The sequence below is a fragment of the Marinobacter sp. DS40M6 genome, from assembly GCF_028581595.1.
Taxonomy (GTDB): Bacteria; Pseudomonadota; Gammaproteobacteria; order Pseudomonadales; family Oleiphilaceae; genus Marinobacter; species Marinobacter salarius.
This window is the reverse complement of sequence record NZ_JAFCAE010000008.1, coordinates 135273-160967: the sequence shown is the minus strand read 5'-3', so window position 1 is coordinate 160967 and position 25695 is coordinate 135273. Positions and strand designations below refer to the sequence as shown.

Annotated in this window: 18 protein-coding genes; 3 read left to right on the top strand and 15 right to left on the bottom strand. The window is 55.9% G+C overall.

All coding sequences use genetic code 11. The features are described from left to right. Positions 1-29: 29 nt before the first annotated feature. Complete coding sequence (gene glyA, locus JJO78_RS18575) at positions 30-1286, bottom strand: serine hydroxymethyltransferase (protein ID WP_151981417.1); 1257 nt, start codon at positions 1284-1286, stop codon at positions 30-32. Positions 1287-1652: 366 nt separating this feature from the next. Here glyA and ettA point away from each other — a divergent pair, with 366 nt between their 5' ends. After that, the gene (gene ettA / locus JJO78_RS18570; protein ID WP_151981419.1) at positions 1653-3314 is read left to right on the top strand and encodes an energy-dependent translational throttle protein EttA; all 1662 of its coding nucleotides are present in this window, start codon (positions 1653-1655) and stop codon (positions 3312-3314) included. Next, positions 3314-4690, top strand: coding sequence for a DNA repair protein RadA (gene radA / locus JJO78_RS18565; RefSeq protein ID WP_151981421.1), 1377 nt, complete (start codon positions 3314-3316; stop codon positions 4688-4690). The genes ettA and radA overlap by 1 nt, the downstream gene beginning before the upstream one ends. Positions 4691-4868: 178 nt before the next feature. On the opposite strand, the gene JJO78_RS18560 is transcribed toward radA, so the two are convergent. The 12 genes from JJO78_RS18560 to JJO78_RS18505 form a co-directional block, all read right to left on the bottom strand. Further along, complete coding sequence (locus tag JJO78_RS18560; protein WP_036203604.1) at positions 4869-5237, bottom strand: PilZ domain-containing protein; 369 nt, start codon at positions 5235-5237, stop codon at positions 4869-4871. 237 nt (positions 5238-5474) lie between these two features. Next, positions 5475-6545, bottom strand: a complete 1071-nt coding sequence (hemE, locus tag JJO78_RS18555; protein WP_151981423.1) for a uroporphyrinogen decarboxylase — start codon at positions 6543-6545, stop codon at positions 5475-5477. Positions 6546-6667: 122 nt separating this feature from the next. Further along, entirely contained in the window at positions 6668-8086 is a 1419-nt protein-coding gene (locus JJO78_RS18550) for a glutamate synthase subunit beta (protein WP_151981425.1), read from the bottom strand. 71 nt (positions 8087-8157) lie between these two features. Continuing rightward, positions 8158-12606 (bottom strand): glutamate synthase large subunit, encoded by a 4449-nt coding sequence (gene gltB, locus JJO78_RS18545; protein WP_036203599.1) that lies wholly within the window; start codon positions 12604-12606, stop codon positions 8158-8160. 255 nt (positions 12607-12861) lie between these two features. Continuing rightward, positions 12862-14271, bottom strand: coding sequence for an AAA family ATPase (locus JJO78_RS18540; protein WP_331283811.1), 1410 nt, complete (start codon positions 14269-14271; stop codon positions 12862-12864). Between the two features lie 29 nt (positions 14272-14300). Then, positions 14301-15395 (bottom strand): 3-dehydroquinate synthase, encoded by a 1095-nt coding sequence (aroB, locus tag JJO78_RS18535; RefSeq protein ID WP_075195818.1) that lies wholly within the window; start codon positions 15393-15395, stop codon positions 14301-14303. After that, positions 15388-15954: a shikimate kinase AroK gene (gene aroK / locus JJO78_RS18530; RefSeq protein WP_036203590.1), complete on the bottom strand. Its 567-nt coding sequence runs from the start codon at positions 15952-15954 to the stop codon at positions 15388-15390. The genes aroB and aroK overlap by 8 nt, the downstream gene beginning before the upstream one ends. Before the next feature lie 129 nt (positions 15955-16083). Next, positions 16084-18165: a type IV pilus secretin PilQ gene (pilQ, locus tag JJO78_RS18525; RefSeq protein WP_177190642.1), complete on the bottom strand. Its 2082-nt coding sequence runs from the start codon at positions 18163-18165 to the stop codon at positions 16084-16086. Positions 18166-18231: 66 nt separating this feature from the next. Beyond that, positions 18232-18780, bottom strand: a complete 549-nt coding sequence (locus JJO78_RS18520) for a pilus assembly protein PilP (RefSeq protein ID WP_036203584.1) — start codon at positions 18778-18780, stop codon at positions 18232-18234. Positions 18781-18782: 2 nt separating this feature from the next. Further along, positions 18783-19394, bottom strand: a complete 612-nt coding sequence (locus tag JJO78_RS18515; protein WP_041335800.1) for a type 4a pilus biogenesis protein PilO — start codon at positions 19392-19394, stop codon at positions 18783-18785. Continuing rightward, positions 19394-19957 (bottom strand): PilN domain-containing protein, encoded by a 564-nt coding sequence (locus tag JJO78_RS18510; RefSeq protein ID WP_041335802.1) that lies wholly within the window; start codon positions 19955-19957, stop codon positions 19394-19396. Before JJO78_RS18510 ends, JJO78_RS18515 begins: the two co-directional genes overlap by 1 nt. Continuing rightward, the gene (locus JJO78_RS18505) at positions 19957-21021 is read right to left on the bottom strand and encodes a pilus assembly protein PilM (protein ID WP_036203576.1); all 1065 of its coding nucleotides are present in this window, start codon (positions 21019-21021) and stop codon (positions 19957-19959) included. The genes JJO78_RS18510 and JJO78_RS18505 overlap by 1 nt, the downstream gene beginning before the upstream one ends. A 214-nt stretch (positions 21022-21235) precedes the next feature. On the opposite strand from JJO78_RS18505, the gene JJO78_RS18500 reads away from it, so the two are divergent. Further along, a complete protein-coding gene (locus JJO78_RS18500; RefSeq protein ID WP_075195819.1) occupies positions 21236-23722 on the top strand; it encodes a penicillin-binding protein 1A in 2487 nt (828 codons plus the stop codon). Positions 23723-23816: 94 nt separating this feature from the next. Here the strand turns inward: JJO78_RS18500 and JJO78_RS18495 are convergent, their stop codons facing one another. Both JJO78_RS18495 and rpmE read right to left on the bottom strand, forming a co-directional pair. Further along, entirely contained in the window at positions 23817-25082 is a 1266-nt protein-coding gene (locus JJO78_RS18495; RefSeq protein WP_036203569.1) for a malic enzyme-like NAD(P)-binding protein, read from the bottom strand. 232 nt (positions 25083-25314) lie between these two features. Further along, positions 25315-25536: a 50S ribosomal protein L31 gene (gene rpmE / locus JJO78_RS18490; RefSeq protein WP_007154619.1), complete on the bottom strand. Its 222-nt coding sequence runs from the start codon at positions 25534-25536 to the stop codon at positions 25315-25317. Positions 25537-25695: the final 159 nt, after the last annotated feature.

Sequence of the window (25695 nt, the reverse complement as noted above, 5' to 3'; positions counted from 1 at the left end):
AGGCCTGCCCGAGGGCGCAATCAGGCTATTTAGCCGGCGTAAACCGGGAACCGCGAACACAGGCCTTCAACCTGCTCACGAACCCGGTCATTAACGGATTCATCTTCCAGGCTATCCAGGATATCGCACATCCAGCCAGCCAGATCGCGACACTCGGACTCTCCGAAACCACGAGTGGTCACCGCGGGCGTACCGATGCGCAGGCCGGAGGTGACGAACGGCGAACGCGGATCATTAGGTACTGCGTTCTTGTTCACGGTGATGTGCGCTCGGCCCAGGGCTGCGTCTGCATCCTTACCGGTGATGTCCTGTTTGATCAGGCTGACCAGGAACAGATGATTCTCTGTACCACCGGAAATCACATCGAATCCGCGGGACACAAACACCTCAGCCATGGCCTTGGCATTCTTGATCACCTGTTTCTGATACACCTTGAACTCGTCGCTCATCGCTTCCTTGAAACAAATCGCCTTGGCAGCAATAACGTGCATCAAGGGGCCGCCCTGGCCGCCAGGGAATACAGCGGAGTTAAGCTTTTTCTGCAAGTCGGCATCGTCACAGGCCAGGATCAAACCACCACGGGGGCCACGCAGGGTCTTATGGGTAGTCGTCGCAACCACGTGGGCATGAGGTACCGGGTCTGGATAAACACCAGCAGCCACAAGACCTGCCACGTGGGCCATGTCCACAAACAGATAGGCGCCAACCTTATCGGCAATCGCGCGGAACCGGGCAAAGTCCAGCTCCTGGGAGTAGGCTGAGAAACCGGCGATGATCATCTTGGGTTTGTGCTCAACGGCAAGGCTTTCCACCTCATCGTAATCGATCAGCCCCGTGTCCGGGTTCAGGCCATACTGGACGGCGTTGTAGATCTTGCCGGAGAAGTTGACGCTGGCACCATGGGTCAGGTGCCCACCATGGGCCAGGCTCATGCCCAGAACCGTATCACCCGGCTTGAGCAGCGCCATGAATACGGCAGAGTTGGCCTGTGAGCCGGAATGCGGCTGCACATTGGCGTAGGCAGCACCAAACAATTCTTTGGCCCGGCTGATGGCCAGGTCCTCGGCGATGTCGACAAACTCACAGCCGCCGTAATAACGTTTGCCGGGATAGCCTTCGGCATACTTGTTGGTCAGCGCACTACCCTGGGCTTCCATCACCCGGGGGCTGGTATAGTTCTCAGACGCGATCAGCTCGATATGAGCCTCCTGGCGTTTCTCTTCCGCCTGGATGGCGTTCCAGAGCTCGTCGTCAAAACCGGCGATTTTCATATCACGATTAAACATGGATGCGCTGCCCCTATGTGCTTAGCTGCCCGAAAAAATGGGCCGCTATTCTATCTTACAAATGGGTAAAAAATCACCCTTTATGCCGTCCGCAGATACCGACACGCCGCCGCCTGCGCTTTTTGCTCAATTGCTATCCCCGGTTGGTTTCGATACCTTACTCGGTCAATATTCATTGGTTGCGGCTACTAGCTATTGGCGTTACGGCCATCGGTCAGGGCGATCCGGGATACGCTGTGAATACGTCCCTGTACGCTCGACAAAATCATCCTTGATTTTGACGATCCCGGATCGCCCTGACCGACGGCCTTAGTCAGACACCATCAGTAATTCCGACACTTACACTCGCAAGAAGGATTCCGACACATGGCGCAATACGTATACACCATGAACCGCGTGGGCAAGGTGGTTCCGCCCAAGCGTGAAATCCTCAAAGACATTTCCCTGAGCTTTTTCCCAGGCGCGAAAATCGGCGTACTGGGCCTGAACGGCGCTGGTAAATCTACGTTGCTACGTATTATGGCCGGTATCGACCAGGATTACATTGGTGAGGCCCGCCCCCAACCCGGCATCAACGTCGGCTACCTGCCCCAGGAACCGGAACTGGACGACGCCAAGACCGTCAAGGAAATCGTCGATGAGGCGGTCTCGGGCGTCCATGACGCACTGGCGGAGCTGGATCAGGTCTATGCCGCCTATGCCGAGCCGGATGCCGACTTTGATGCCCTCGCCAAGAAACAGGGCGAACTGGAAGCCTTTATACAGGCTTCCGACGGCCACGATATTGAGCGCAAGATGGAAGTGGCGGCCGATGCCCTTCGCCTGCCGGCCTGGGACGCCATGGTAAAAAACCTCTCCGGCGGTGAGCGCCGCCGCGTGGCGCTTTGCCGTCTGCTGCTGTCCAGCCCGGACATGCTGTTGCTGGACGAGCCCACCAACCACCTGGATGCCGAATCTGTAGCCTGGTTGGAACGCTTCCTGCACGACTACACCGGCACCGTGGTTGCCATCACCCACGACCGCTACTTCCTGGACAACGTGGCCGGCTGGATTCTGGAACTGGACCGCGGCCAGGGCATTCCGTTTGAGGGCAATTACAGCCAGTGGCTGGAAAACAAGGAAAAGCGCCTGGAAGTTGAAGCCAAACAGGAAGTGTCTCGCCAGAAGACCATCAAGCACGAGCTGGAATGGGTGCGCAGTAACGCCAAGGGCCGCCAGTCCAAGAGCAAGGCCCGCCTGGCCCGCTTCGAAGAAATGAGCTCCCAGGAATTCCAGAAGCGCAACGAAACTAACGAACTATACATCCCACCTGGCCCTCGCCTGGGTGACAAGGTGATTGAGATCGATGGCATCAGCAAGTCCTTCGATGACCGCCTGCTCTACGAAGACGTCTCGCTCAGTGTGCCCCCGGGTGCGATCGTTGGCATCATCGGTGGCAACGGCGCGGGCAAGTCCACGCTGTTCCGGATGATCGGCGACTACGACAAGCCCGATTCCGGCACCATCACAGTCGGTGAAACCGTAAAACTGGCCTACGTGGACCAGATGCGGGACCTGAACGGCGACAACACCGTCTGGGAAGAGCTCAGCGACGGCAACGATATTATCAAGATCGGTAACTACGAAACCCCGTCACGAGCCTATGTAGGTCGTTTCAACTTCAAGGGCTCCGACCAGCAGAAGCGTGTGGCCGACTTGTCGGGCGGTGAACGCAACCGCCTGCACCTGGCGAAACTGCTCAAGGAAGGTGGCAACGTGCTGCTGTTGGACGAACCGACCAACGATCTCGACGTGGAAACCCTGCGTGCCCTGGAGGAAGCCCTGCTCAACTTCCCAGGCTCCGCTTTGGTGATCTCGCACGACCGCTGGTTCCTGGACCGTGTGGCCACTCACATCCTGGCGTTTGAGGACGACGGTGAAGTGGTCTACTTCGAAGGCAACTTCAGCGAATACGATGAGGATCACAAGAAGCGGAAGGGCGACTCTGCCATGGTTCCCCAGCGCATGAAGTATAAGAAGCTGGCCTGATGGCAAAAGCAAAAACCGCCTATGTTTGCTCAGAATGCGGCGCAGATTATTCAAAGTGGCAGGGGCAATGCACCGCCTGCCAGGCCTGGAATACGATCAGCGAGGTCCGCGGCATCAGTGGCAACGCCAAGGGTGCCCGCGGCGCCCGCTTTGAGGGCTTTGCGGGCAGTCTCTCAGAGGTAAAAAGCCTGGACGACGTCAGCCTTGCCGAACAGCCGCGCATCAGCTCCGGCATGCAGGAGTTTGACCGCGTTCTGGGCGGCGGGCTTGTGGAAGGTTCCGCCATCCTGATGGGCGGCCATCCTGGCGCTGGTAAGAGCACCCTCTTGCTTCAGGCGGTCTGCCACCTGGCGTCCAGCGTTCCAGCCCTGTACGTCACAGGCGAGGAATCGCTGCAACAGGTCGCCATGCGCGCCAAGCGTCTGGGGCTGCCCACCAAAGACCTGAAGATGCTCTCGGAAACGAGTGTCGAGCGGGTCATGCAGGTTGCCGAGGCTGAAAAGCCGCGCATTCTGGTGGTGGACAGTATCCAGGTTATGCATGTCGCCGAGTCGGAATCCGCTCCGGGCAGTGTCTCCCAAGTTCGCGAAAGCGCAGCTTACCTGACCCGCTTTGCCAAGCAGACCGGCACTATTCTATTCCTGGTGGGTCACGTTACCAAGGATGGCAGCCTGGCTGGGCCGAAAGTACTGGAGCATATGATCGACTGCTCCATCCTGCTGGAAGGCTCCAGCGATAGCCGTTACCGCACCCTGAGGGGCATCAAGAACCGCTTTGGCGCGGTTAACGAGTTGGGCGTGTTTGCGATGCTGGAACAGGGCCTGAAGGAAGTGAAGAACCCCAGTGCCATCTTCCTGAACCGCGGCGAGGAGGCAGCTCCCGGCAGCGTGGTGATGGTGGTCTGGGAAGGCACTCGGCCTATGCTGGTGGAGATTCAGGCGCTGGTGGATATGGCCCAGGGGGGATATCCGAGACGCGTTGCTGTGGGCCTGGATCAGAACCGGCTGGCGATGCTGCTGGCGGTGCTGCATCGCCATGGTGGCATGCATGTGTCGGATCAGGATGTGTTTGTGAATGTGGTGGGCGGCGTGAAGGTTAACGAGACCAGTGCGGATTTGGCGCTGCTTGCGGCCATCGTGTCGTCCTTCCGCGACCGTGCCCTGCCTCAGGATCTGGTGATCTTCGGTGAGGTTGGCCTTTCTGGTGAGATTCGGCCGGTGCCCAGTGGCCAAGAGCGCATTTACGAAGCTGCCAAGCATGGGTTTACCCGCGCTTTGGTGCCTAAGTCTAATGCGCCTCGTAAGGCTATTGAGGGGATGAAGGTTATTCCCGTGACCAAGCTTAGTGATGCGTTGTCGGCTTTGGAGGAGCTTTGAGACTTGGTTTCTAGCCTGGTTTTTTGGTGCCAGGCAGGATTGGAAGGGCCTTTCCAAAAAACGCTTCAAGCACATCCATGTGCGCTTGGGCTCCGCCATCCATGGCTCCGCACATTTTTGGAAAGGCCCTTCCAATCCTGCCTACCAGCTTCGCAGTTACCTCCGGAAATCCCTAGCCTCAATCAATCAGATGTGCAAACTCCCTCTCCAATAACGCTTGGTCCCCCAGATTCAGTTCCACCAGGCGTTTTAGGTGGGTCGCACTTTCAAGATCGATATATTGGCATTTGAACCCCAACCGCTCTTCCTCAATGTGCCGTAACTCCACCGCCATCACGATCCCGGTTTCGTGATCGTCGAGATGGATGATCACTTCGCAAGGCTGCTTCAGCGGAACCCTCCACTCCAACGGCCGCTTTACCAGTACGCCCTTCAGTGAAATATCCAACACCTCACTCACCCACACTTCGTCCTGCCAATGCAGTTCGCATTCGGCATCGAAGGAGATTCTGTGGAAGCGGCGTTTTTCGGGGGCTTTGGTTGGCAAGGGTTACTCCTGTTGACCGGTCTCGTCTGTTATGACTATAGACCGCACAGAAGCTTCTATCTAGCGCTAACACCAAACAGAGGCTCTGCGGAGCGTTAACGCAGAAGCCGGACAGAGGGCGGTTGTTGGGGCTTTCCAAAACCGTTGAGCGCCAGGGATGGCGCGACCGAGCCCTACATGGACGTATTAACGGGCGTGTTTTGGAAAGCCCCAACAACCGCCCGCTATTCCCAACCATCAGTCTTGCGGGTGATACTCCGGACTCAGCTCAGTCACCGCACGTATAAACGCCCCGGCGTGCTCCGGATCAACGTCCGGGGTAATGCCGTGCCCGAGGTTGAAGATATGGCCCGGGCCGGTGCCGTAGCGGGACAGGATATCGGCCACTTCCTGGCGAATCCGCTCCGGCGGCGCGTAAAGCATGGCCGGATCCATGTTGCCCTGCAGGGCAACCTGATCGCCAATGCGAGCACGGGCTTTGCCAATGTCCGTCGTCCAATCCAGACCGACCGCGTCAGCACCGGATTCCGCTATCGACTCCAGCCACTGGCCGCCATTCTTTGTGAACAGGATAACGGGTACGCGACGCCCGTCGTTCTCTCGAATCAGGCCGGCGACGATTTTTTTCATGTAGTTGAGGGAAAACTCCTGATACGCCCAACTACTCAGCACGCCGCCCCAGGTATCGAAGATCTGGACCGCCTGGGCGCCGGCTCGAATCTGTCCGTTCAGGTAATCAATCACCGAATCCGCCAAATGGTCCAGCAACTGATGCATCACCTCCGGCTGGCCGTACATCAGCTTCTTGGCCTCGCGGAAGTCCTTGGAGGAACCACCTTCAATTATGTACGTGGCAAGCGTCCAGGGACTGCCAGAGAAGCCGATCAGCGGAACGCTGCCATTAAGTGCGCCACGGATGGTGGACACGGCATTCATCACATAATCCAGGTCTACTTCCGCATTGATTTTGGGCAACGCGGCTACGTCTGCAGCGGAGCGGACAGTGTTACGGAATTTCGGGCCCTCGCCAGTTTCGAAGTACAGGCCAAGCCCAAGCGCATCAGGAATGGTGAGGATGTCTGAAAACAGGATGGCAGCGTCCAGCGGGAACCGCTCCAACGGCTGTAACGTCACTTCACAGGCCAGCGGTGTGTTTTTGCACAGACTGAGAAAGTCTCCGGCTTTGGCCCGAGTCGCTCGGTATTCCGGCAGGTATCGACCTGCCTGGCGCATCATCCACACTGGCGTGCGATCAACGGGCTGACGCATCAGCGCACGCAGGAAACGGTCATTTTTCAGCTCGGTCATAGCATTCCCAGTCTGCTGTCTGTCAAAGTTTAGGAGGGCAATGATACCCGGTTTGTGGCAATAAAAAAGGGCGGCCCGCCGTCTGCAAGCCGCCCTTCCAACCCGGATGAAACCGGGGGCTGTCAGATATCCAGGTAATCCATGATACCTTCCGCCGCCTGGCGACCCTCCCAGATAGCCGTTACGACCAGATCCGAACCACGGACCATATCGCCACCGGCAAATATCTTGGGATTGCTGGTCTGGAAGCCGAACTCCACTTCCTCCGGAGCGCTGACACGGCCAGAGTCGTCGGTGTTAACCTTTAACTCGTCAAACCAGTCGGCCGGGCTCGGACGGAATCCGAAGGCCACCAGAACTGCATCGGCCGGAATCACTTCCTCACTGCCAGCGACCACTTCCGGACGACGGCGGCCGTTTTCGTCGGGCTCGCCGAGGCGAGTCTGAACCACCTTGACTCCCTCAACCCGGTCTTCGCCAATAATGGCGATCGGTTGACGGTTGAACATGAACTTAACGCCTTCTTCCTTGGCGTTGGACACTTCCCGGCGCGAGCCCGGCATGTTCTGTTCGTCACGACGGTAGGCACAGGTAACACTCGCTGCCTGTTGACGAATCGAGGTGCGGTTACAGTCCATGGCGGTATCGCCGCCGCCGAGCACAACCACTCGCTTGCCTTTCATATCGATAAAATCGTCGGCGTCTTTCTCAAACCCAAGACGACGATTCACATTCGAGACCAGGAAGGGCAGCGCATCATGAACGCCTGGCAGATCTTCGCCCGGGAAACCGCCTTTCATGTAGGTGTAGGTTCCCATCCCCATAAAGACAGCGTCGTACTCCTCGAGGATGTCGGCCATCATCACGTCCTTGCCCACCTCCGTGGACAGGCGGAATTCTACGCCCATTTCCTCGAACACTTTGCGGCGACGGGTCATGACCGACTTCTCAAGCTTGAACTCGGGGATCCCGAAGGTCAGAAGACCGCCAATTTCCGGGTAAATATCAAACACCACCGGCTTTACACCGTTGCGCACCAGGACGTCAGCACAGCCAAGGCCGGCCGGACCAGCACCGATCACTGCCACTTTTCTGTCGGTCCATTTGACGGCGGACATATCCGGCTTCCAGCCCAGAGCAAAGGCTGTATCGGTAATGTATTTTTCCACCGACCCGATGGTTACTGCGCCATAGCCGTCGTTCAGGGTACAGGCCCCTTCACACAGACGATCCTGGGGGCAAACGCGGCCACAGACTTCCGGCAGGGAGTTGGTCTGGTGACAGAGCTCAACTGCCCTCATGATGTTGCCTTCCGACACCAGCTTCAGCCAGTTCGGGATGTAGTTGTGTACCGGGCACTTCCACTCACAATACGGATTGCCGCATTCCAGGCAACGGTGCGATTGCGACGCGGCATTATCCTGGGTGAATGGATGGTAAATTTCACCAAACTCTTTTTTGCGCTTCTTTGCCGGTACTTTTTTCGGGTCGACACGCCCTACTTCGACAAACTGGAAGTCGTTACTCAGTCGTTCTTTCATTGTGACGCTCTCATCAGACTCAATTTCGACGCGGGCACTGCAGCAATGCCCTCTACCTGTTTCAACCGCCTTTACTCGGGACGCGCCCGGGTGCTGGCCAGCAGGCTGCGAAGGTTCGCCGCCTTGGGTTTGACCAGCCAGAAGCGGCCAATGTAGTCATCGAAATTGTCAAGAATATGCTCTGCCCACTCGCTCGCGGTTTCAGAAATATGCTCGCGGACCACACCGCGCAGGTGATTACGGTAGGACTCCATTTCCTCGCTGGATATCCGCTGAATCTCGACCAACTCATGGTTGTACTTGTCCACGAAGGTGTTGTTCAAGTCCAGCACGTAGGCAAAACCACCCGTCATGCCAGCACCGAAGTTGTGACCGGTGCTGCCAAGAACTGTGACCAAACCACCCGTCATGTATTCGCAGCAGTGATCGCCCACACCTTCTATCACCGCATGGGCGCCGGAGTTACGAACACCGAAGCGTTCACCGGCGGTGCCAGCGGCAAACAGTTTGCCACCGGTTGCACCATAGAGGCAGGTGTTACCTACGATCGAGGTATCCTGGGTTTTAAAGTCGCTTCCGGACGGTGGCCGAATCACCAACTTGCCACCGGTCATGCCTTTGCCGACATAGTCGTTGGCATCGCCTTCCAGAAGCAGGTTGAGACCGCCCACGTTCCAGACACCGAAGCTCTGGCCGGCGGTGCCAGTCAGATCCAGAGTGATGGGCGCCGAGACCATGCCCTGGTTGCCGTGCAACTGGGCAATCTCTCCGGACAGGCGAGCACCAATCGACCGGTCACAGTTGGTAACCCTGTAGGACCAGGTACCACCAGCCTTGCTGGCTATCGCATCCGCTGTGTCTTTCACCATCTGCTCGGCAAGCTTGCCTTCATCAAACGGATGATTGCGCTCCACCTGACAGGTGTTGGGCTTGTCCGCCGGAATGTGGTCGTTAGACAACAGACGCGTCAGATCCAGCTTCTTCTGGCGCGGGGTGTCGCCGGGCAGACGCTCCAGCAGATCAACACGCCCTACTAGTTCTTCCAGGTTGCGAACGCCCAGCTTGGCCATCCACTCTCGGGTCTCGGTCGCAACGAACCGGAAGAAGTTCATCGCCATTTCAACGGTGCCTTTGAAGTGTTCTTCCCGCAGGTGCTCGTTTTGGGTCGCGACGCCGGTGGCACAGTTGTTCAGGTGACAGATACGCAGATACTTACAACCCAGAGCCACCATTGGCGTGGTGCCGAAACCGAAGCTTTCAGCGCCCAGAATAGCGCCCTTGACCACATCCAGACCGGTCTTGATACCGCCGTCCGTCTGCAAGCGGATCTTGCCCCTCAGGTCGTTAGCGCGCAGCGCTTGCTGGGTTTCACTCAGGCCCAGTTCCCAGGGCGAGCCGGCGTAACGGATGGAGGTTAGCGGGCTGGCCGCTGTACCACCGTCGTAGCCCGAAACCGTGATCAGATCGGCATAGGCTTTGGCCACACCAGCAGCGATGGTGCCTACACCAGGCTCCGACACCAGTTTTACAGACACCAGTGCGCTCGGGTTAACTTGCTTGAGATCGAAAATCAGCTGCGCCAGATCCTCGATCGAATAAATATCGTGGTGCGGTGGTGGCGAAATCAGCGTCACACCGGGCACTGAGTAGCGCAGGCGGGCAATCAGGTCATTGACCTTGCCACCGGGTAGCTGACCGCCCTCACCGGGCTTGGCACCCTGGGCCACCTTGATCTGCATGACATCGGCACTGCGCAGGTACTCAGCGGTGACGCCGAAGCGGCCAGACGCCACCTGTTTGATCTTGGAACGTTTCTCCGTGCCATAACGGGCCGGATCTTCCCCGCCTTCACCGGAGTTGGAGCGACCACCCAAGGTGTTCATTGCTACCGCCAGGGCTTCGTGAGCCTCCGGAGACAACGCACCCAAGGACATGGCCGCCGAGTCGAAGCGCGGGAAGATATTCTCCACTGGCTCCACCTCGGACAGATCAATCGCCTTGATATCCTTGCGGAACCCAAGAAGGTCCCTAAGCGTGGACACCGGGCGCTCGTTTACCAGCCCGGCGTACTCCATGTACTGCCCGTAATCACCACTGGTCACGGCTTCCTGGAGCTTACCCACTACATCCGGGTTGAAAGCGTGGTACTCCTGACCGTGGACATACTTCAACAGGCCACCCTGGGTGATGGGCTTGCGATGCTTCCAGGCCACCGCCGCCAGCTGTTCCTGATCCTGCTGGAAATCAAAGAAACCGGCGCCCTGGATACGGCTGGGAACACCTTTGAAACACAGGTCCACCACATCATCTGCCAGGCCAATCGCCTCAAATAGCTGCGCCCCCCGGTAGGAGGTGATGGTGGAGATCCCCATCTTGGACAGGATCTTCAGCAGGCCCTTGTTGACACCCTTGCGATAGTTGTTCTTCGCATCAATGGGGTCCATCATCAGTTCGCCGGTGCGAATCAGGTCGTTAAGCACCTGGTAGGCCAAGTACGGATAGACCGCCGTAGCGCCAAAGCCAAACAACACAGCAAACTGGTGCGGGTCTCGGGCCCAACCGGTTTCAACCAGGATGTTGGAGTCACACCGGAGGCCTTTCTTGACCAGGTGATGGTGAACGGCGCCCGTTGCCATCATGGCATTGACCGGCAGCTCCCCCTCTTTCAGATCCTTGTCGGTCAGGATCAGGATCACCTTGCCGCTGCGGACTGCCTGCTCAGCCTCGTCGCACACGTTACGCACAGCTTGTTCAAGCCCCATTTCCGGGCTGTAGCTCATGTTGATCCGAGCAACTTCGAATCCGGGCCGATCATTGTTGGCGATCTTCAGGTACTTGGCCGGCGAGAGCACCGGTGTTGTCAGGATGATGCGGTTAGCGTGCTCCGGCGTTTCCTCGAACACGTTACGCTCCGCGCCAATACACGTCTCCAGGGACATCACGATGGACTCCCGAAGCGGATCGATGGCCGGGTTGGTCACCTGGGCAAATTTCTGACGGAAGTAGTCAGCCACGTGCCTGACACGGCTCGAGAGCACGGCCATGGGCGTATCGTCCCCCATCGACCCTACTGCTTCCTGGCCGTTCTCAGCCAGAGGGCGCAGAACCTGGTCACGCTCCTCGTAGGAGACCATGAACATTTTCTGGTGTATATGGAGCTCGTCGGACTGCATCAGCTTGAAGTCAGGTGTGTCCTGATTCAGCGTGGTTTCAACCCGCAGGGAGTTCTCCCGCAGCCAGCGCTTGTAGGGCTGGGCCGACTTCAGGCGATTATCCACGTCTTTCGTATGCAGGACTTCGCCGGACTCGGTATCAATAGCAAGCATTTGCCCCGGACCGACACGTCCCTTGGCCACCACGTCTTCGGGCTTATAGTCGTAAGTACCGATCTCGGACGCCAGGGTAATGAAGTCGTCTTTGGTGATTACCCAACGAGCCGGGCGAAGTCCGTTCCGATCCAGCATACAGACGGCGTAGCGACCGTCGGAGAGAACCAGGCCGGCTGGACCATCCCACGGTTCCATATGCATGGAGTTGTACTCATAGAATGCCCGCAACTCGGAATCCATGGTATCCACATTCTGCCAGGCAGGCGGGATCATCATTCTCACGGCACGGAACAGGTCGACACCACCGGCCAGCAGTACTTCCAGCATATTGTCCATGCTGGAGGAATCTGAGCCCGTCAGGTTAACCAGCGGCTGCAGCGTCTGTAGGTCTGGCAGTTCCGGTGCGCTGAATTTGGCGGCACGGGCAATCGCCCAGTTACGGTTGCCGTCAACGGTATTGATCTCGCCATTGTGGGCGAGATAGCGGAACGGCTGCGCCAGCGGCCAACGCGGCATGGTGTTTGTGGAAAAGCGCTGGTGGAAGACACAGATAGCGGTCTGCAGGTCCGGATCGCCCAGATCCTTGTAGAAGTTCGCCAGGTCCGCCGGCATCATCAGGCCCTTGTAGGCCAATGTTCGGTGAGACAGGCTACAGATATAGAATTCGGAGTCATCGGCCATGTCCCGCTCAGCGTGGCGGCGCCCAACAAACAGCGAGATGGCGAATTCCTGCTCGGTTTTACCGGCGGGAACCACAAACACCTGCTCAATCCAGGGCAAACAGTCAAGCGCCATCGGCCCAAGGCAGCTGTCGTCCGTTGGCACCTTCCGCCAACCCATGATTTCCAGGCCCTGCTCTGCGAGGCGCTTTTCCACGGCAGCACGGCCGGCAGCGGCCTTGTTCTCGTCCGGGTTAAGGAATACCTGGCCCACAGCGAACAGCTCTTCAGGCTCCTTGCCAAATTCCGCTTTGGCGGCCTTGCGCAAAAAGGCATCCGGGCTCTGGATCAGGAGGCCACAACCATCGCCGGTCTTTCCGTCTGCAGCGATACCACCACGGTGGGTCATGCAGGTCAGTGACTCGATGGCAGTTTGCAACAACTTGTGGCTGGCCTCGCCCTTCATATGGGCGATCAGACCGAAGCCGCAGTTGTCCCTGAATTCGTCGGGATGATACAAACCTGTCATCATAAGCGTTCTCTCGCGTAGAAATGCTTTTCAATCAAAGGGTTATTTGCATACAGACAATAAACTCACCCTTCGACACTGAAAATGGGGGCTGGCTATTTTACACGCGTAGAAATACGTACTCAAACCAAAGCGTTTTTATTTTAGGGGGCAAGCACGTTCAATACGAATGCTGCGCCAGACAGCGCACACCATAAAACAGAGAGTCAGGTTATTGTTTTTATAGAATAAAACACGAAAAAAGGCAGGCACAGAAAATCAGAAATCGCGTGATTGCCTGATCCAGGGAGACTGGTCCCGCAGGGCCTGGGGAAGACGCTCAACTGCTTTTCGGGCCTCATCACGCGAGGAAAACTCGCCGTAGAAGCCAACAAACCAGTCCTGCCCCTGCCTTTGGGTCTGGGTGTAGAGTATACCGGAAATGGATTCGTACTGATCCATCAGATTCAGCACCGTTTGTTCCTGATTCCCGGCAATTAACTGAACTGTCCAGCCTTCACGCGCCCTTACGCTCTCAAGATCCACAAATGCAGATGGACGGGAGGGAGAGAAACCGGGCTCTGGCTCTGGCTCTGGCTCTGGCTCTGGCTCTGGCTCTGGCTCTGGCTCTGGAACAGCCTGATCAGATTCTTCCACGCTGGGCAACTTGGTCTCGACGACCGGTTCCGACAACTCTACATCGGTCTCAATCGGTTCAATATCCGGGCTGTCAGGGCCGATGGTGATGCTTTTGCGTACGGTTTCCGGCTCAGGTTCTGACTGCTCCCTTGCAACAGAGTCGTCATACTGCTGCGATACAAGCCACCAGGAACCAGCGAGTATGACCAAGGCCAGCGCGGGCCAACGCAGATTAATCGGCATCGAAAACGTCCGCTTGGCGCCACCTCCGGTCGATGCCATATCCAACCATACGGCTGGTGTTACACGCTTGAGACGGGAAAAACTCCCCTGACTCAAACTGTGTAATTGTGACAATTTCCCTGGCGACAGCAACTCCTTGGGCTTACCACCAGCTCGGTGAATTCGGGGCTCGAGATAAGCGGCGACTTCTTCTTTTGTCAGTGGGCGAAGATGAACCTGATGCACGCCGGCACCGTCCCCTGACAACCCAAGCATCTCAATCAACCGCCCGCTGCCACTGAACACAGGAACCGCCGCCGCAGATCGATCTGCGGCTTCAAAAGCAGAAAACAACAATCTCAGTAGCTCGGTGGGTGCACGATCCGCATCATCGATCAGCAGGACCATCCGCTGCCCCTTCCGAGCCCTGATTTCAGACCATCGGAAAAAGCCGTAAATGGCGTCACGCGCACCTTCGCCAGGATTCAACCCTTTGTGCGCAATACCGAGCAGCGCCCGTGACAGCGCCTGAGTACTCGTCAGCGCCGCAGCTGGTACCCGATGAAAATCCAGACGGGAAGACTCACTTCTCACCAGTTCCGCAAGCAACCGACTTTTGCCCGCCCCCACATCACCAGTGAGAAGCAAAGCGAGGTCACCAAAACCACAGAGGTGACGAAGCGTTTCCAGGGCGTGGTGGCGAGAGGCATCCGGAAAGAAGGGTGTTTCCATATCCAACGGATCGGCCCTTAACCCATAACGCTCCTGGAGTCGCGGAAACAAACCACCACCGTCATGACTATTGAGTCCTTCGTTGTTCACCGTCATTCCCTGCTTTATCCCAGATCAATACCTGTTCAGACTTCTCTACAAAAGCCCCGAAGCGTGGCATCCAGTTCTCGCCTATCCACCGCATCCGTCACCACAGCATCCCCGAGCCTGCGAAGGAGGACCAAGCGCAACGAACCATCCACATTCTTCTTGTCGACTGCCATCAATCGCAGAAAATCATCGGGAGACATCCCCGTGGGTGCAAGCGCCGGAAGCTTGGCTCTCTCGATAATGCGCACAACCCTGGCACGATCCTCTTCGGTTATCATGCCCTGGCGCAAGGAAAGATCCGCAGCCATCATCATGCCAGTACCAACAGCCTCGCCGTGCAGCCAGTTGCCGTATCCAGCGAAGGTCTCAATGGCATGACCAAACGTGTGCCCAAGGTTGAGTATTGCCCGTAAACCACCTTCTCTTTCATCTTTTGCTACAACGTCCGCCTTGCAGGCGCATGAGCGATAGATAGCTTCCACCAGGGCTGTTGTTTCCAGATCAATGAGCGACGTAATTTCTTTCTCAAGCCAGGCCAGAAAATCGGTGTCCCGAATCAGGCCATACTTGATAACTTCCGCAAGGCCAGCAGACACCTCCCTTGGAGAAAGGCTCCTCAGACTGTCGGTATCGATCAGTACAACTTCCGGTTGGTGGAAGGCACCGATCATATTCTTGCCCAACGGGTGATTGATACCGGTCTTTCCTCCGACCGAGGAGTCCACCTGCGACAACAATGTCGTCGGGATCTGGATAAAAGAGACACCACGCTGGTAGGAAGCGGCGGCAAACCCGGTCATATCCCCAACCACGCCACCCCCCAAAGCAACCAGCGTGGTTTTGCGGGAGTGACGCTTCCCCAGCAAACCGTCGAAGATACGGTTTAGCGTCTGCCAATCCTTGTATTTTTCACCGTCTGGAAGCACAACCGTATCTACCTGCTTTCCAGGGAAACAGGCTCGGGCTGACTCAAGATACAAGGGCGCAACCGTTTCGTTGGTGACGATCATGACTTGTGAACCAGAGACAAAGGGACTCAGATCATAGCTACCCAGCAGCCCCTGACCGATAACGATTGGGTAACTTCGATCGCCCAGCTCAACCGTCAACTCCCGCAGTGAGTCACGCATGATTTCTGCCTTCCTTACGTATTTGCCTTTTGTGGCGAGGTGTCCTCGGATTAATCCGGTTCACCAATTGCCGTACGACCAGCCTGGGGCTCTTGCGGTCAGTAAACATGACGACATCGGCCAAGAGCGAATAGATAGGGTCCCGCACGGCAAACAGATTTCTAAGGACCGCCTCGGGGTCGTCATTCTGCAACAGGGGACGATTGCGATCCCGCCTCGTTCTTTCAACTTGCTGCTCAATCGAGGTTTTCAGGTACACCACGACGGAATCGCGTTTAAGATGCGCGTGATTCTCTTCTTTCATCACCGCGCCACCGCCCGTCGCCAGCACTGTCTGTGGATATTCCGACAGTTCAGCCAACATGGCCGTTTCACGATGCCGAAAGCCGTCTTCCCCTTCTACGTCGAAGATCCAGGGAATATTGGCGCCGCACCGCTCTTCAATAATTCGATCGGAATCGAGAAAGCGATAGCCCAGCTCTTTGGCCAGCATGCGACCAATTGTGCTTTTTCCCGCACCCATTGGGCCGACCAGGACAACTCGTTTTGGCAAGGACATAACTTCCGCTCATCTACATTCCGGCGCGTGAGAATATCACAGGGTAACGTTTTCCATAAGTTTCAGGAAATGAACCAACAAAAAAACCGCCGTGCGGAACACGGCGGTTTTTTTTCGGAGGCAACCCGATTACTGAATCAGGTCGCTCTTGATGATCTTCGGTGTGATGAAGATCAACAGTTCGCTACGCTCATCAACATGCTCAGTGCGCTTGAAGAGGCGGCCGAGGTAGGGAATATCACCCAGGAACGGAGTCTTGGTAGTCGTCGTCGTAACCTCTGACTGGAAAATACCGCCCAGAACGACGGTTTCGCCATTTCCAACCAACACCTGAGTGGTTACCTCATTAGTGTTGATGGCAGGAATACCGGCGGTCACTTCACCACGGGAGTCCTGATTAACCACCAGATCCATGATGATTTTGTCATCCGGGGTGATCTGAGGGGTTACTTCAAGAGCCAACGCCGCTTCCTTGAAAGATACTGACGTCGCACCGCTGGAAGAAGCCTCTTGATAAGGGATCTCCTCACCGGACTTAATCTTGGCGGTCTGGCGATCGGCAGTAACAACGCGGGGCTGGGAAACAACTTCCGCCTGTCCGTCACTCTCCAGTGCAGAGAGTTCCAGGTCCACAAGAAAATCATCACTGCCCAAGCCGATGGCAAATGAGGAAGCACCTTGGCCGGTGACACCCAAATCTACCGCCAGAGCGTCCGGGAAGGTGATCGTGTTGTTGGTACCACCAGCGGCTTGACGCGCCTCCTCAACCGCGTTCTGCGAACCACCCACTGAGAAAACGTTATCACCACTGACATCGTAGGCGGCACCACCCCAACGAACACCGAGATTTTCGGCAACGTTGGTTTGCGCTCTTACAATTCGAGCCTCAATGGAAACCTGACGAACAGGAACATCCCAGGTCGAAACCAGGCGGCGAATTTCATCAAGCTTTTCCGAAGTTTCACGAACACTGATCGTGTTGGTACGCGCATCTGAAGAGACGAATCCCCGAGAGGAGATAAGTTCTTCATCCGCCCTAATCAGTTCAACGACATCGGCAGCCTTGGCGTAATTCACCTGAATGATATCCAGGCGAACCGGTGCGAGCTCAGCGATCTGCTTGGACGTCTCCAGCTCAAGCTTTTCACGGGCGGCGATTTCATCGGCCGGAGCAACCAGCAGTACGTTACCAATCTGACGCTTGTCCAATCCCTTGGTCTTAAGGATCAGGTCCAGAGCCTGGTCCCAGGGCACATTCTGCAAACGCAGCGTGATGCTGCCACTGACCGTATCGCTGGCAACAAGGTTCAGACCAGTAAAGTCGGCAATCAACTGCAATACCGAACGAACTTCGATGTCCTGGAAGTTGAGAGAGAGCTTGTCGCCGGTGTACGGGAACTTCTCCTCTCGACGAGACTCAGCTTCCTCTTCTGTCAGCCTTTCCACGCTGACGGTAAACTGCGAACCGGACTGGTAGGCAATGTAGTCGTAGTTGCCTTCCGGACGAATTTCCACAACCGCATTACCATCTTCCGTGTAGGTATCAACCCGGGTTACCGGTGTCGCGAAATCGGTAACATCAAGGCGGCGACGAAGATTGTCCGGCACACTGGTACCGTCCATCGTCAAGCGAATCTTGCCCCCGAGCTCGGACAGATCCACGGATGCATTGGCACTACCCAGATCTACAATCACGCGTCCTTCGCCATTCTGCCCACGCCTAAAATCGACTCCCGCCAGGTCGTTGCCTGCCGATGAGACCGACTGTCCTCCCGATGCAGTAGTCATCGGTGTAGAGGAAGAAGTCGAGCCTGACGCTGCGACACCACTACCCTGACTGCCGATTGTGACGACCAGGCTGTTCTGGGTACGCACCGTCTCATAGGGAGCCAGCTCTGCCAGGTTGAAGATCAGGCGAGTGCGATCCTTGGTTTCGACAACCGTCATGCTCTGGGCGTTACCTCCCCCGAGCGAGATGTTGCGACTGTCGAGACCGCTGGTCGTGTCCCGGAGGTCCACTGCGATTCTGGCAGGTCGCTCGATCGTGTACCCGGTCGGTTCTGGTGGCTGGCCGTCAAACGCCAGCGTCACCTCGACCCGATCCCCGGACAGCGACGAAAACGACACGTCTTCCAGCGTGACCGCATTGGCCAGGCCGGATAACAACCCAAAAGCAATCACGCCGACGTATACATTGAGTTTTCTGAACATCGCTAGCCTCGACCCCAAACTTTTTTGTTCATGCATGTTTCTTTCAATAATCATAATGCCGCTCCCTTAGCCCTCATTCTCATCCAGCGACAGCGAGCGTGGACGCTCGACCCACCCGCCCCGGCCATTGGGAACGATTTCAATCAGTTCAACCCGGGTTTCATTGACGCCAATAATCCGGCCGTAATTCTGCCCTACATAGTTTCCGGTGCGCACCCTATGAATGCCGCCCATACCATCCTTGATCAGGGCAAAAAGGCTCCCGGATGCGTCACTTAAAGTGCCTACCATAGAGAGTTCCTTCAAATCGAAATTTTCGAGAACCTCTCTCGGCCGATCCAGATCCGGCTCGATATCGCTTTCCGGTTCCTGATCAACCATTGTGAGCTGGATATCAATCGGCGGTTCGAAGGGCGCTCTGCGATCCGCTGCAGAATAGCTGAAAGCCTCATACGCCTTGAACTCTGGTAAGGGTTCGACATGCCCCCGAGGCTTAGCTCGAGTGTCCGCCATAAACTTGTCAAGATCGGAAAAACCACTTCCCTGGGAGCACGCAGTCAGGAAAGATACCAGACAAATACTCATCCAGGCTTTTATTGCATGCTGTCTCGCCATGCTCATTCTCCAGCCCGGTAGCGGTAGGTACGTGCAAGAACCTGCATATTCAGCTGCTCTCCATCACCGCCTGTTGGTGTTATCGTTAGGTCGTGCAACGTCACGATGCGAGGCAGACTTGCCACACTGCTCACAAACGTCGCCAATTCATGATAGGAGCCTGTAACCCGAATATTGATCGGTAGCTCTGCATAAAAGTCGCGCCGCTGCTCGCCTTGCAACTTAACCTCTTGAAGCTCAAGACCGCTGCCCAACGCTGTGTTGGTGATATCTTCAAGAAGTCCTGGCACCTCGGTTTCACTCGGCAACTGACGCACCAGTGCCCCGAAGGTCTCTTCCATTTCTTCCATTTGCGCCTTGAACACTTCCAGATTTGCTACTTGGTATGCCTTGTCTTCATAGCGTTTCCGTAACTCCTGCTCCGTCTTTTCGACTCGCTCCAGTTGAGCGTATTGGTCCTTGATGAAGAACCAATAACCACCGCCGAGAATCAGGCCAAAGATGATGATCGCCACGATGGCCTTGACTGGCGCAGGCCAGATGCCGGCATTATTGACATCCAAGTCGTTAATATCGAATTCATTGAGGTTTTTCAGTGAGTCCGCGAGGCTCATTACTTATCCCCCCCTTCGGGCTCTGGTGTTTGCTGCTTTACCGAAAGATTGAACTGACTGTACCCGGCACGTTGGTTATCGGCAGCAGACACATTTGACAGATTGGGATCAGTGAACCAGTCAGATTCCTCAAAACGCCTCATCAGCGCTGAAATCCGACTGTTGGATTCCGACATCCCAACAATCTCAACCCGCTCACTCTTTTTGGTAAGGCTAGTGTAGAAAAGCCCGTCCGGCAGCGTACGAACCAACTCATCAAAGACCCGCACGATAATCGGACGCTTACCCTGGAGATCCTGAATAACCTGCATCCGCGAAAGAAGCTCATCACGCTTGCGTTTAAGGTTTTCAATCTCCTTGATCTGCTTATCCAGCTGTTTGGTCGCGGTCTCGATGTAGGCGTTCCTGGATTCCTGGTAGGCAATACGGTTGTCCATATCGGTTTTCCAGAGAAAGGTCAGACCAGCAGCAATAAAGGCCGCCCCCAGAATCATCACCACAAACTGTTTTTGCTTCTCCGCCCGGAGTTCTTCGCGCCAGGGTCTGAGGTTAATCTTTGCCATCAGTCAAAGCTCCTCATTGCCAGCCCACAGGCAATCATGAGTGAAGGCGCATCATTGCTCAGCGAAGACGCATTCACCCTTGATCCCACTGCCATGTCCGCGAACGGATTTGCAACCAGCGTGGGTGTGCCCGTTTTTTCCTCGACCATTTCTGTCAGCCCCTGGATAGATGCCGTGCCGCCAGCCAGAACTACGTAGTCAACCGCATTGTACTGGCTTGCGCCGAAGAAGAACTGCAGCGCCCTCGCAACCTGCTGAACTACCGCTTCCCGGAAAGGCGTCAGCACTTCGGAGTCGTAGTCATCGGGGAGGCCACCCTGCTTCTTGGCAAGGCCGGCCTCTTCAAGGGACAGACCATAACGACGCTGAATTTCCTCGGTGAGTTGTTTCCCCCCGAAAATCTGCTCGCGAGTGTAAACCGTCTTGCCTTCAGCCAACACGCTCAGTGTGGTCATGGTTGCGCCGATATCGACGATCGCCACAACGAGTTCTTCACCCTGGGAATCAAGCTGAGGCTCGATGAGGGCGTATGCCCGCTCGAGTGCGTATGCTTCGACGTCCACAATCTTGGTGGTCAAGGAAGCAATCTCCAGAGCGTCTTCCCGAATATCGACGTTTTCTTTGCGACACGCAGCCAGAAGTACATCGACCTGATCCGGGTTAGCCTCAGAGGGCCCCTGAACCTCGAAGTCGATTGCCACTTCATCCAACGGATAGGGAATATACTGATCGGCCTCGAGCGTGATCTGGTCTTCCATCTCAAACTCGTTAAGACCACCGTCCATCTGGATCAGCTTGGTAATAACGGCGGAACCGGAGACGGCCACAGCCACCTGCTTGACGCTCGTACGTGATTTGGACGCGACACGTTTGAGCACTTCGCCCACCGCCTCGACATCCGTGATGTTTTTCTCTACCACAGCATTGGCCGGTAGCGGCTCCACTGCGTAGCTCTCGACCTTGTAACGGTCGCCCTGCTTCGATAGTTCCAGTAACTTGACCGAGCTGGAACTGATATCCACGCCCAGCACCGAACTGGATTTTTTTCCTAACAATCCGAACACGCGCTCACCCTATACCTGGTTACATGCACCGGGTTATGAAAACTCCCGACGGAGTTCTTTCATATGTGTTTTTTATTTAAGAGAATTTCTTTAGTTTTCCGTCTACAATGCTCGTTCTTCTTTAATTGAGGAGCATTGCACCCGGGAAGCGGCTAGCCCTTCCTAAAGCAATTTCTCAAATGATAGACCTATATCCAACAGTTGTCAGAAAAAAATGTCTCATTTGTTGCGTACATCTCGCCTGTTTGCATGGCTCTTTCTCACTGGACTCAGTCTCGCCACAATCGTGGCGTCAGGATTTTACCTATATCTCCGCCCCGGATTGCCTCCTGTTGAGCAACTCCTGGACATCAAGTTGCAGACCCCATTGAGGGTCTACAGCGCAGACGACAAATTAATAGCAGAATTCGGTGAAAAGAGAAGGGCACCGGTCACAATAGAACAGATCCCTACAATTCAGTTACATGCCTTTATGGCAGCGGAGGACGCCCGTTTTTACGAACACTTCGGGGTCGACTTTAAAGGCCTGATGCGGGCTGCCATCGAACTGGTCTCCACCGGCGAGATCCAGTCCGGCGGCAGTACCATCACAATGCAGGTTGCAAAAAATTACTTTTTGTCACGCGATCGGACGTTTATTCGCAAGTTCAACGAGATACTTCTGGCTCTTCAGATCGAGCGTGAACTGGACAAAAACCGCATCATGGAGCTCTATCTCAACAAAATTTACCTGGGCAATCGAGCTTACGGCATTGCCGCCGCCGCCCAGGTTTATTACGACAAACCCGTGACCGAGCTTTCTCTGGCAGAAATGGCCATGCTTGCCGGGCTACCAAAAGCTCCCTCAGCCTATAATCCCCTGGCAAACCCCGAACGGGCACAGATCCGTCGTGACTGGATACTCGGTCGCATGCGCGACCTTCAATACATCACCAATGATGCCTATGAACTGGCGACCAACGCTCCGCTGACTGCAAGTTTTAACGCACCGTCCACTGAAGTTGATGCGGACCACGTTGCGGAAATGGCCCGGGCTGAGCTGGTCCGGCGGTTTGGCGATGCCGCCTACACCGACGGCTACGAAGTCAGACTGACTGTCGAGAGCGAGAAACAGCAGGAGGCGACCAGGGCACTCAGGGCCGGACTGGAAGCGTATGACCGGCGTCATGGCTTTCGCGGCCCCATTGGACAGGTGGATGAAGATCAGCTGAAACCGGACAACCTCGGCAACCTGATGGCGAATTACCCCCGCGTAGCCGAACTCGTGCCTGCAGTTGTAACCCGGGTAAGAGACAAAGACAGCGAAGTTGATCTTTACGCCCGCCAGCTTGGCGAGTCCGTAATGGCATTCTCCACAATGACCTGGGCCAAACGATACAAAACCGAAAACCTGACCGGGCCCGAACCAGAAAAGCCATCTGACGTGGTCACTGTGGGTGACATCGTTTATGTAAAGCCCATGGTGGTGATGACCCCAGAGCAGCCAAATGAATCTGACACCCAGGAGCAAAGCGATGAACAGCAAGCCCTGGATATCGCCGAAGTCAGGCGCGTTGCCCTCTCCCAGGTACCCGAGGTGCAGGGCGCACTAATCTCCCTTGACGCAAAAACCGGCGCCATTGAAGCACTCGCCGGCGGATACAGCTTCAGCCAGAACAAATACAATCGCGCCACCCAGGCGAGAAGGCAGCCAGGCTCAACCTTCAAGCCATTCCTGTACCTGAGCGCGCTTGAAAGCGGCATGACACCCGCAACCATCTACAACGATGCACCTATAGTGTTTGACGACTCCGAACTGGAGACCACATGGCGCCCCCAAAACTCATCAGGACAGTTTTACGGCCCTACTCGCCTGAGAGAAGCCCTGTACCGGTCCCGCAACCTGGTGTCAGTACGCTTGCTTCGGGACCTGGGCATCCAGAACACCATAGACTACCTTGAGCAGCTTCAGATCCCCACGGAAGACATGCAAAAAGACCTGTCACTCTCATTGGGCAGCGGACTTCTGACACCAATGGACCTGGCCCGAGGGTTCGCAGTAATCGCCAACGGCGGCTACGATGTCGAGCCCTACCTCATCAGCCAGATTTCGGACATCAACAACGAAACAATCTTCGAAGCACCGGACGTCAAACTCTGCGATGAAAACTGCACAGAGAAACAGGAGAACAACTCCGACGACGAGAAAGAAGTTCGCATTGCCAGGCGTCTGGCCGATGAACGCTCGGTATACATCCTGCATTCCATGATGCGGGATGTAATCAGACGAGGCACCGGCCGACGCGCTCAGGCCCTGGGACGGGATGACATCAGCGGCAAAACCGGCACCACCAATGAACAGAGAGACACCTGGTTCGGCGGCTTCAACCATGACGTAGCCACCACAGTATGGGTTGGCTTTGATCAACCACAACCTCTTGGCCGCCGAGAGTTCGGCGCCAGCACTGCCCTGCCCGTCTGGCTTGATTACATGAAAGTGGCACTAAATGGCGAGCCATCGTCATTGATGGCGAGACCCAATGGCATCGTTAACATCCGCATCGACCCTGAAACAGGCCGGCGTGCAAGACCGGGACAAGAAGGCGCCATGTTCGAAATATTCCGCGAGGAAGATGCCCCGCCACCACTTGACCCACAAGATGATTCATCGGGTGGCAGTAACAATGGCAGCAGCGATGACCTGTCGAGACAGATCTTCTGACACCAGCAAGCTGGACGGGGAATTCCACCGACAAAAAAACCGGCGATTCAACAATCGCCGGTTTTTTTTGTTTCCGAAACTCGATTGGGCTATATCAGATGATATCGTCCATCGATTTCAGTGGATAATGGGCCGGGTAGCCGTTACGAGCAACGCCTGAGTCAACCGCCGCGCGTGCGACTGCCGCCGGAACAACTTCCAGCAGGCGCACGTCCATCGGCTTGGGAATGATGTACTCCCGCCCAAACTCGAAACTTGCAACGTCATAGGCTTCACAGATTTCCTGCGGAACCGGCTCTTTCGCCAACTCGCGAATCGCATGAACCGCCGCCACTTTCATTTCTTCGTTGATCGCGGTCGCCCTCACGTCCAGAGCACCACGGAAAATGAACGGGAAGCCAAGCACGTTGTTCACCTGGTTCGGGTAGTCCGAGCGGCCCGTAGCCATGATCAGGTCATCACGAGTAGCCAATGCCACTTCAGGACTGATCTCAGGATCCGGATTGGAACAGGCGAACACAATCGGATTCGGCGCCATGAGTTTTAGCTGCTCAGCACTCAACAGATCCGGGCCGGACAGACCAAGAAATACATCGGCACCGTCCATAGCGTCATCAAGCGTACGCTTGTCGGTCTCGTTGGCAAACATTGCCTTGTACTGGTTCAGGTCATCGCGACCGGAATGAATCACACCCTTGCGGTCCAGCATGTAGATGTTTTCGGACCGAACGCCACAGCTGATCAGCAGCTTCATGCAAGCGATAGCCGCTGCGCCAGCTCCGAGGCAAACCACTTTGGCTTCATCGATTTTCTTACCCTGCAACTCCAGGGCATTGATCATGCCCGCAGCTGTTACGATCGCGGTGCCATGCTGGTCATCATGGAAGATGGGTACACTGCACTTTTCGATCAGCGCGCGTTCGATTTCAAAGCACTCAGGGGCCTTAATGTCCTCAAGATTGATACCGCCGAAGGTATCAGCAATACGCTCGACCGTTTCAATGAATGCCTGGGGGCTTTCGGAATTGACTTCGATATCGAACACATCAATTCCAGCAAAGCGCTTGAACAGTACGCCCTTGCCTTCCATAACCGGCTTGCTCGCCAGCGGACCGAGGTTACCCAGACCGAGGATTGCAGTGCCGTCTGAAATCACGGCTACCAGGTTACCCTTGGCGGTATATTTGTATGCGTTCTCGGGGTCCTTAGCGATCTCGCGGACCGGCTCGGCAACCCCGGGGCTGTACGCCAGCGAAAGGTCGCGGGAGGTCTTGGTGGGCTTGGTGATTTCCACACTCAGCTTACCAGGCCGCGGCTTGGCGTGGTATTCAAGGGCTGCTTCTTTCAGATCTTGAGACATTGCCACTGTTCCGTTTGTCACGTTTAAGAGGTAATAAGCCACCGGGCCTTGCCCAGCGGAGCGCGACATTATGGCGCGAAGGACTGCATCAGACAAGGCCAGTTTGACCACTCGCTAATCAGTCAATACGGCTTTTTGCGTATACATTCGCATCAGACGCGCCCTTCAGGACGAGCCTGCAGATACAAAAAAAGCGCCTCGCAAGGCGCTTTTTTCGTTATCAACATTCGAATCAGGCTTTCTTGCCACCGATGCGACCACCGAAACGCTTCTGGAAACGGTCGATACGGCCACCGGTATCCATCACTTTCTGCTTGCCTGTGTAGAACGGGTGACACTGGGAGCACACATCCAGAGTCAGGTCCTGAGTGAACGTGGAACGTGTCTTGAGAACATTACCGCAGGAACAGGTAGCGGTAATCTCGGCATACTTGGGGTGAATACCTTCTTTCATGGCGAACCTCTATCGGTCATGCCGCTACCAGATCACGGGACTGCCTGGTTTTCATAGCAATCCGGGTGTCGGGCACCGCATGTTTGAATCAATTGAGAAGACGGGGCACAATCATGCCCTGCCGGAAACAGACCGCGAATCTTACTTGCAAATGCGGTA

Coding starts and splice junctions, on each gene's coding strand:
- hemE (WP_151981423.1), bottom strand. CDS start 6,545: ATGACCGAGCTGAAAAATGACCGTTTCCTGCGTGCGCTGATGCGTCAG.
- JJO78_RS18520 (WP_036203584.1), bottom strand. CDS start 18,780: ATGGCGAGACAGCATGCAATAAAAGCCTGGATGAGTATTTGTCTGGTA.
- JJO78_RS18495 (WP_036203569.1), bottom strand. CDS start 25,082: ATGTCTCAAGATCTGAAAGAAGCAGCCCTTGAATACCACGCCAAGCCG.
- JJO78_RS18540 (WP_331283811.1), bottom strand. CDS start 14,271: ATGACGGTGAACAACGAAGGACTCAATAGTCATGACGGTGGTGGTTTG.
- JJO78_RS18510 (WP_041335802.1), bottom strand. CDS start 19,957: ATGGCAAAGATTAACCTCAGACCCTGGCGCGAAGAACTCCGGGCGGAG.
- gltB (WP_036203599.1), bottom strand. CDS start 12,606: ATGATGACAGGTTTGTATCATCCCGACGAATTCAGGGACAACTGCGGC.
- radA (WP_151981421.1), top strand. CDS start 3,314: ATGGCAAAAGCAAAAACCGCCTATGTTTGCTCAGAATGCGGCGCAGAT.
- aroB (WP_075195818.1), bottom strand. CDS start 15,395: ATGCGTGACTCACTGCGGGAGTTGACGGTTGAGCTGGGCGATCGAAGT.
- JJO78_RS18515 (WP_041335800.1), bottom strand. CDS start 19,394: ATGAGCCTCGCGGACTCACTGAAAAACCTCAATGAATTCGATATTAAC.
- pilQ (WP_177190642.1), bottom strand. CDS start 18,165: ATGTTCAGAAAACTCAATGTATACGTCGGCGTGATTGCTTTTGGGTTG.
- aroK (WP_036203590.1), bottom strand. CDS start 15,954: ATGTCCTTGCCAAAACGAGTTGTCCTGGTCGGCCCAATGGGTGCGGGA.
- ettA (WP_151981419.1), top strand. CDS start 1,653: ATGGCGCAATACGTATACACCATGAACCGCGTGGGCAAGGTGGTTCCG.
- JJO78_RS18500 (WP_075195819.1), top strand. CDS start 21,236: ATGTCTCATTTGTTGCGTACATCTCGCCTGTTTGCATGGCTCTTTCTC.
- rpmE (WP_007154619.1), bottom strand. CDS start 25,536: ATGAAAGAAGGTATTCACCCCAAGTATGCCGAGATTACCGCTACCTGT.
- JJO78_RS18550 (WP_151981425.1), bottom strand. CDS start 8,086: ATGAAAGAACGACTGAGTAACGACTTCCAGTTTGTCGAAGTAGGGCGT.
- glyA (WP_151981417.1), bottom strand. CDS start 1,286: ATGTTTAATCGTGATATGAAAATCGCCGGTTTTGACGACGAGCTCTGG.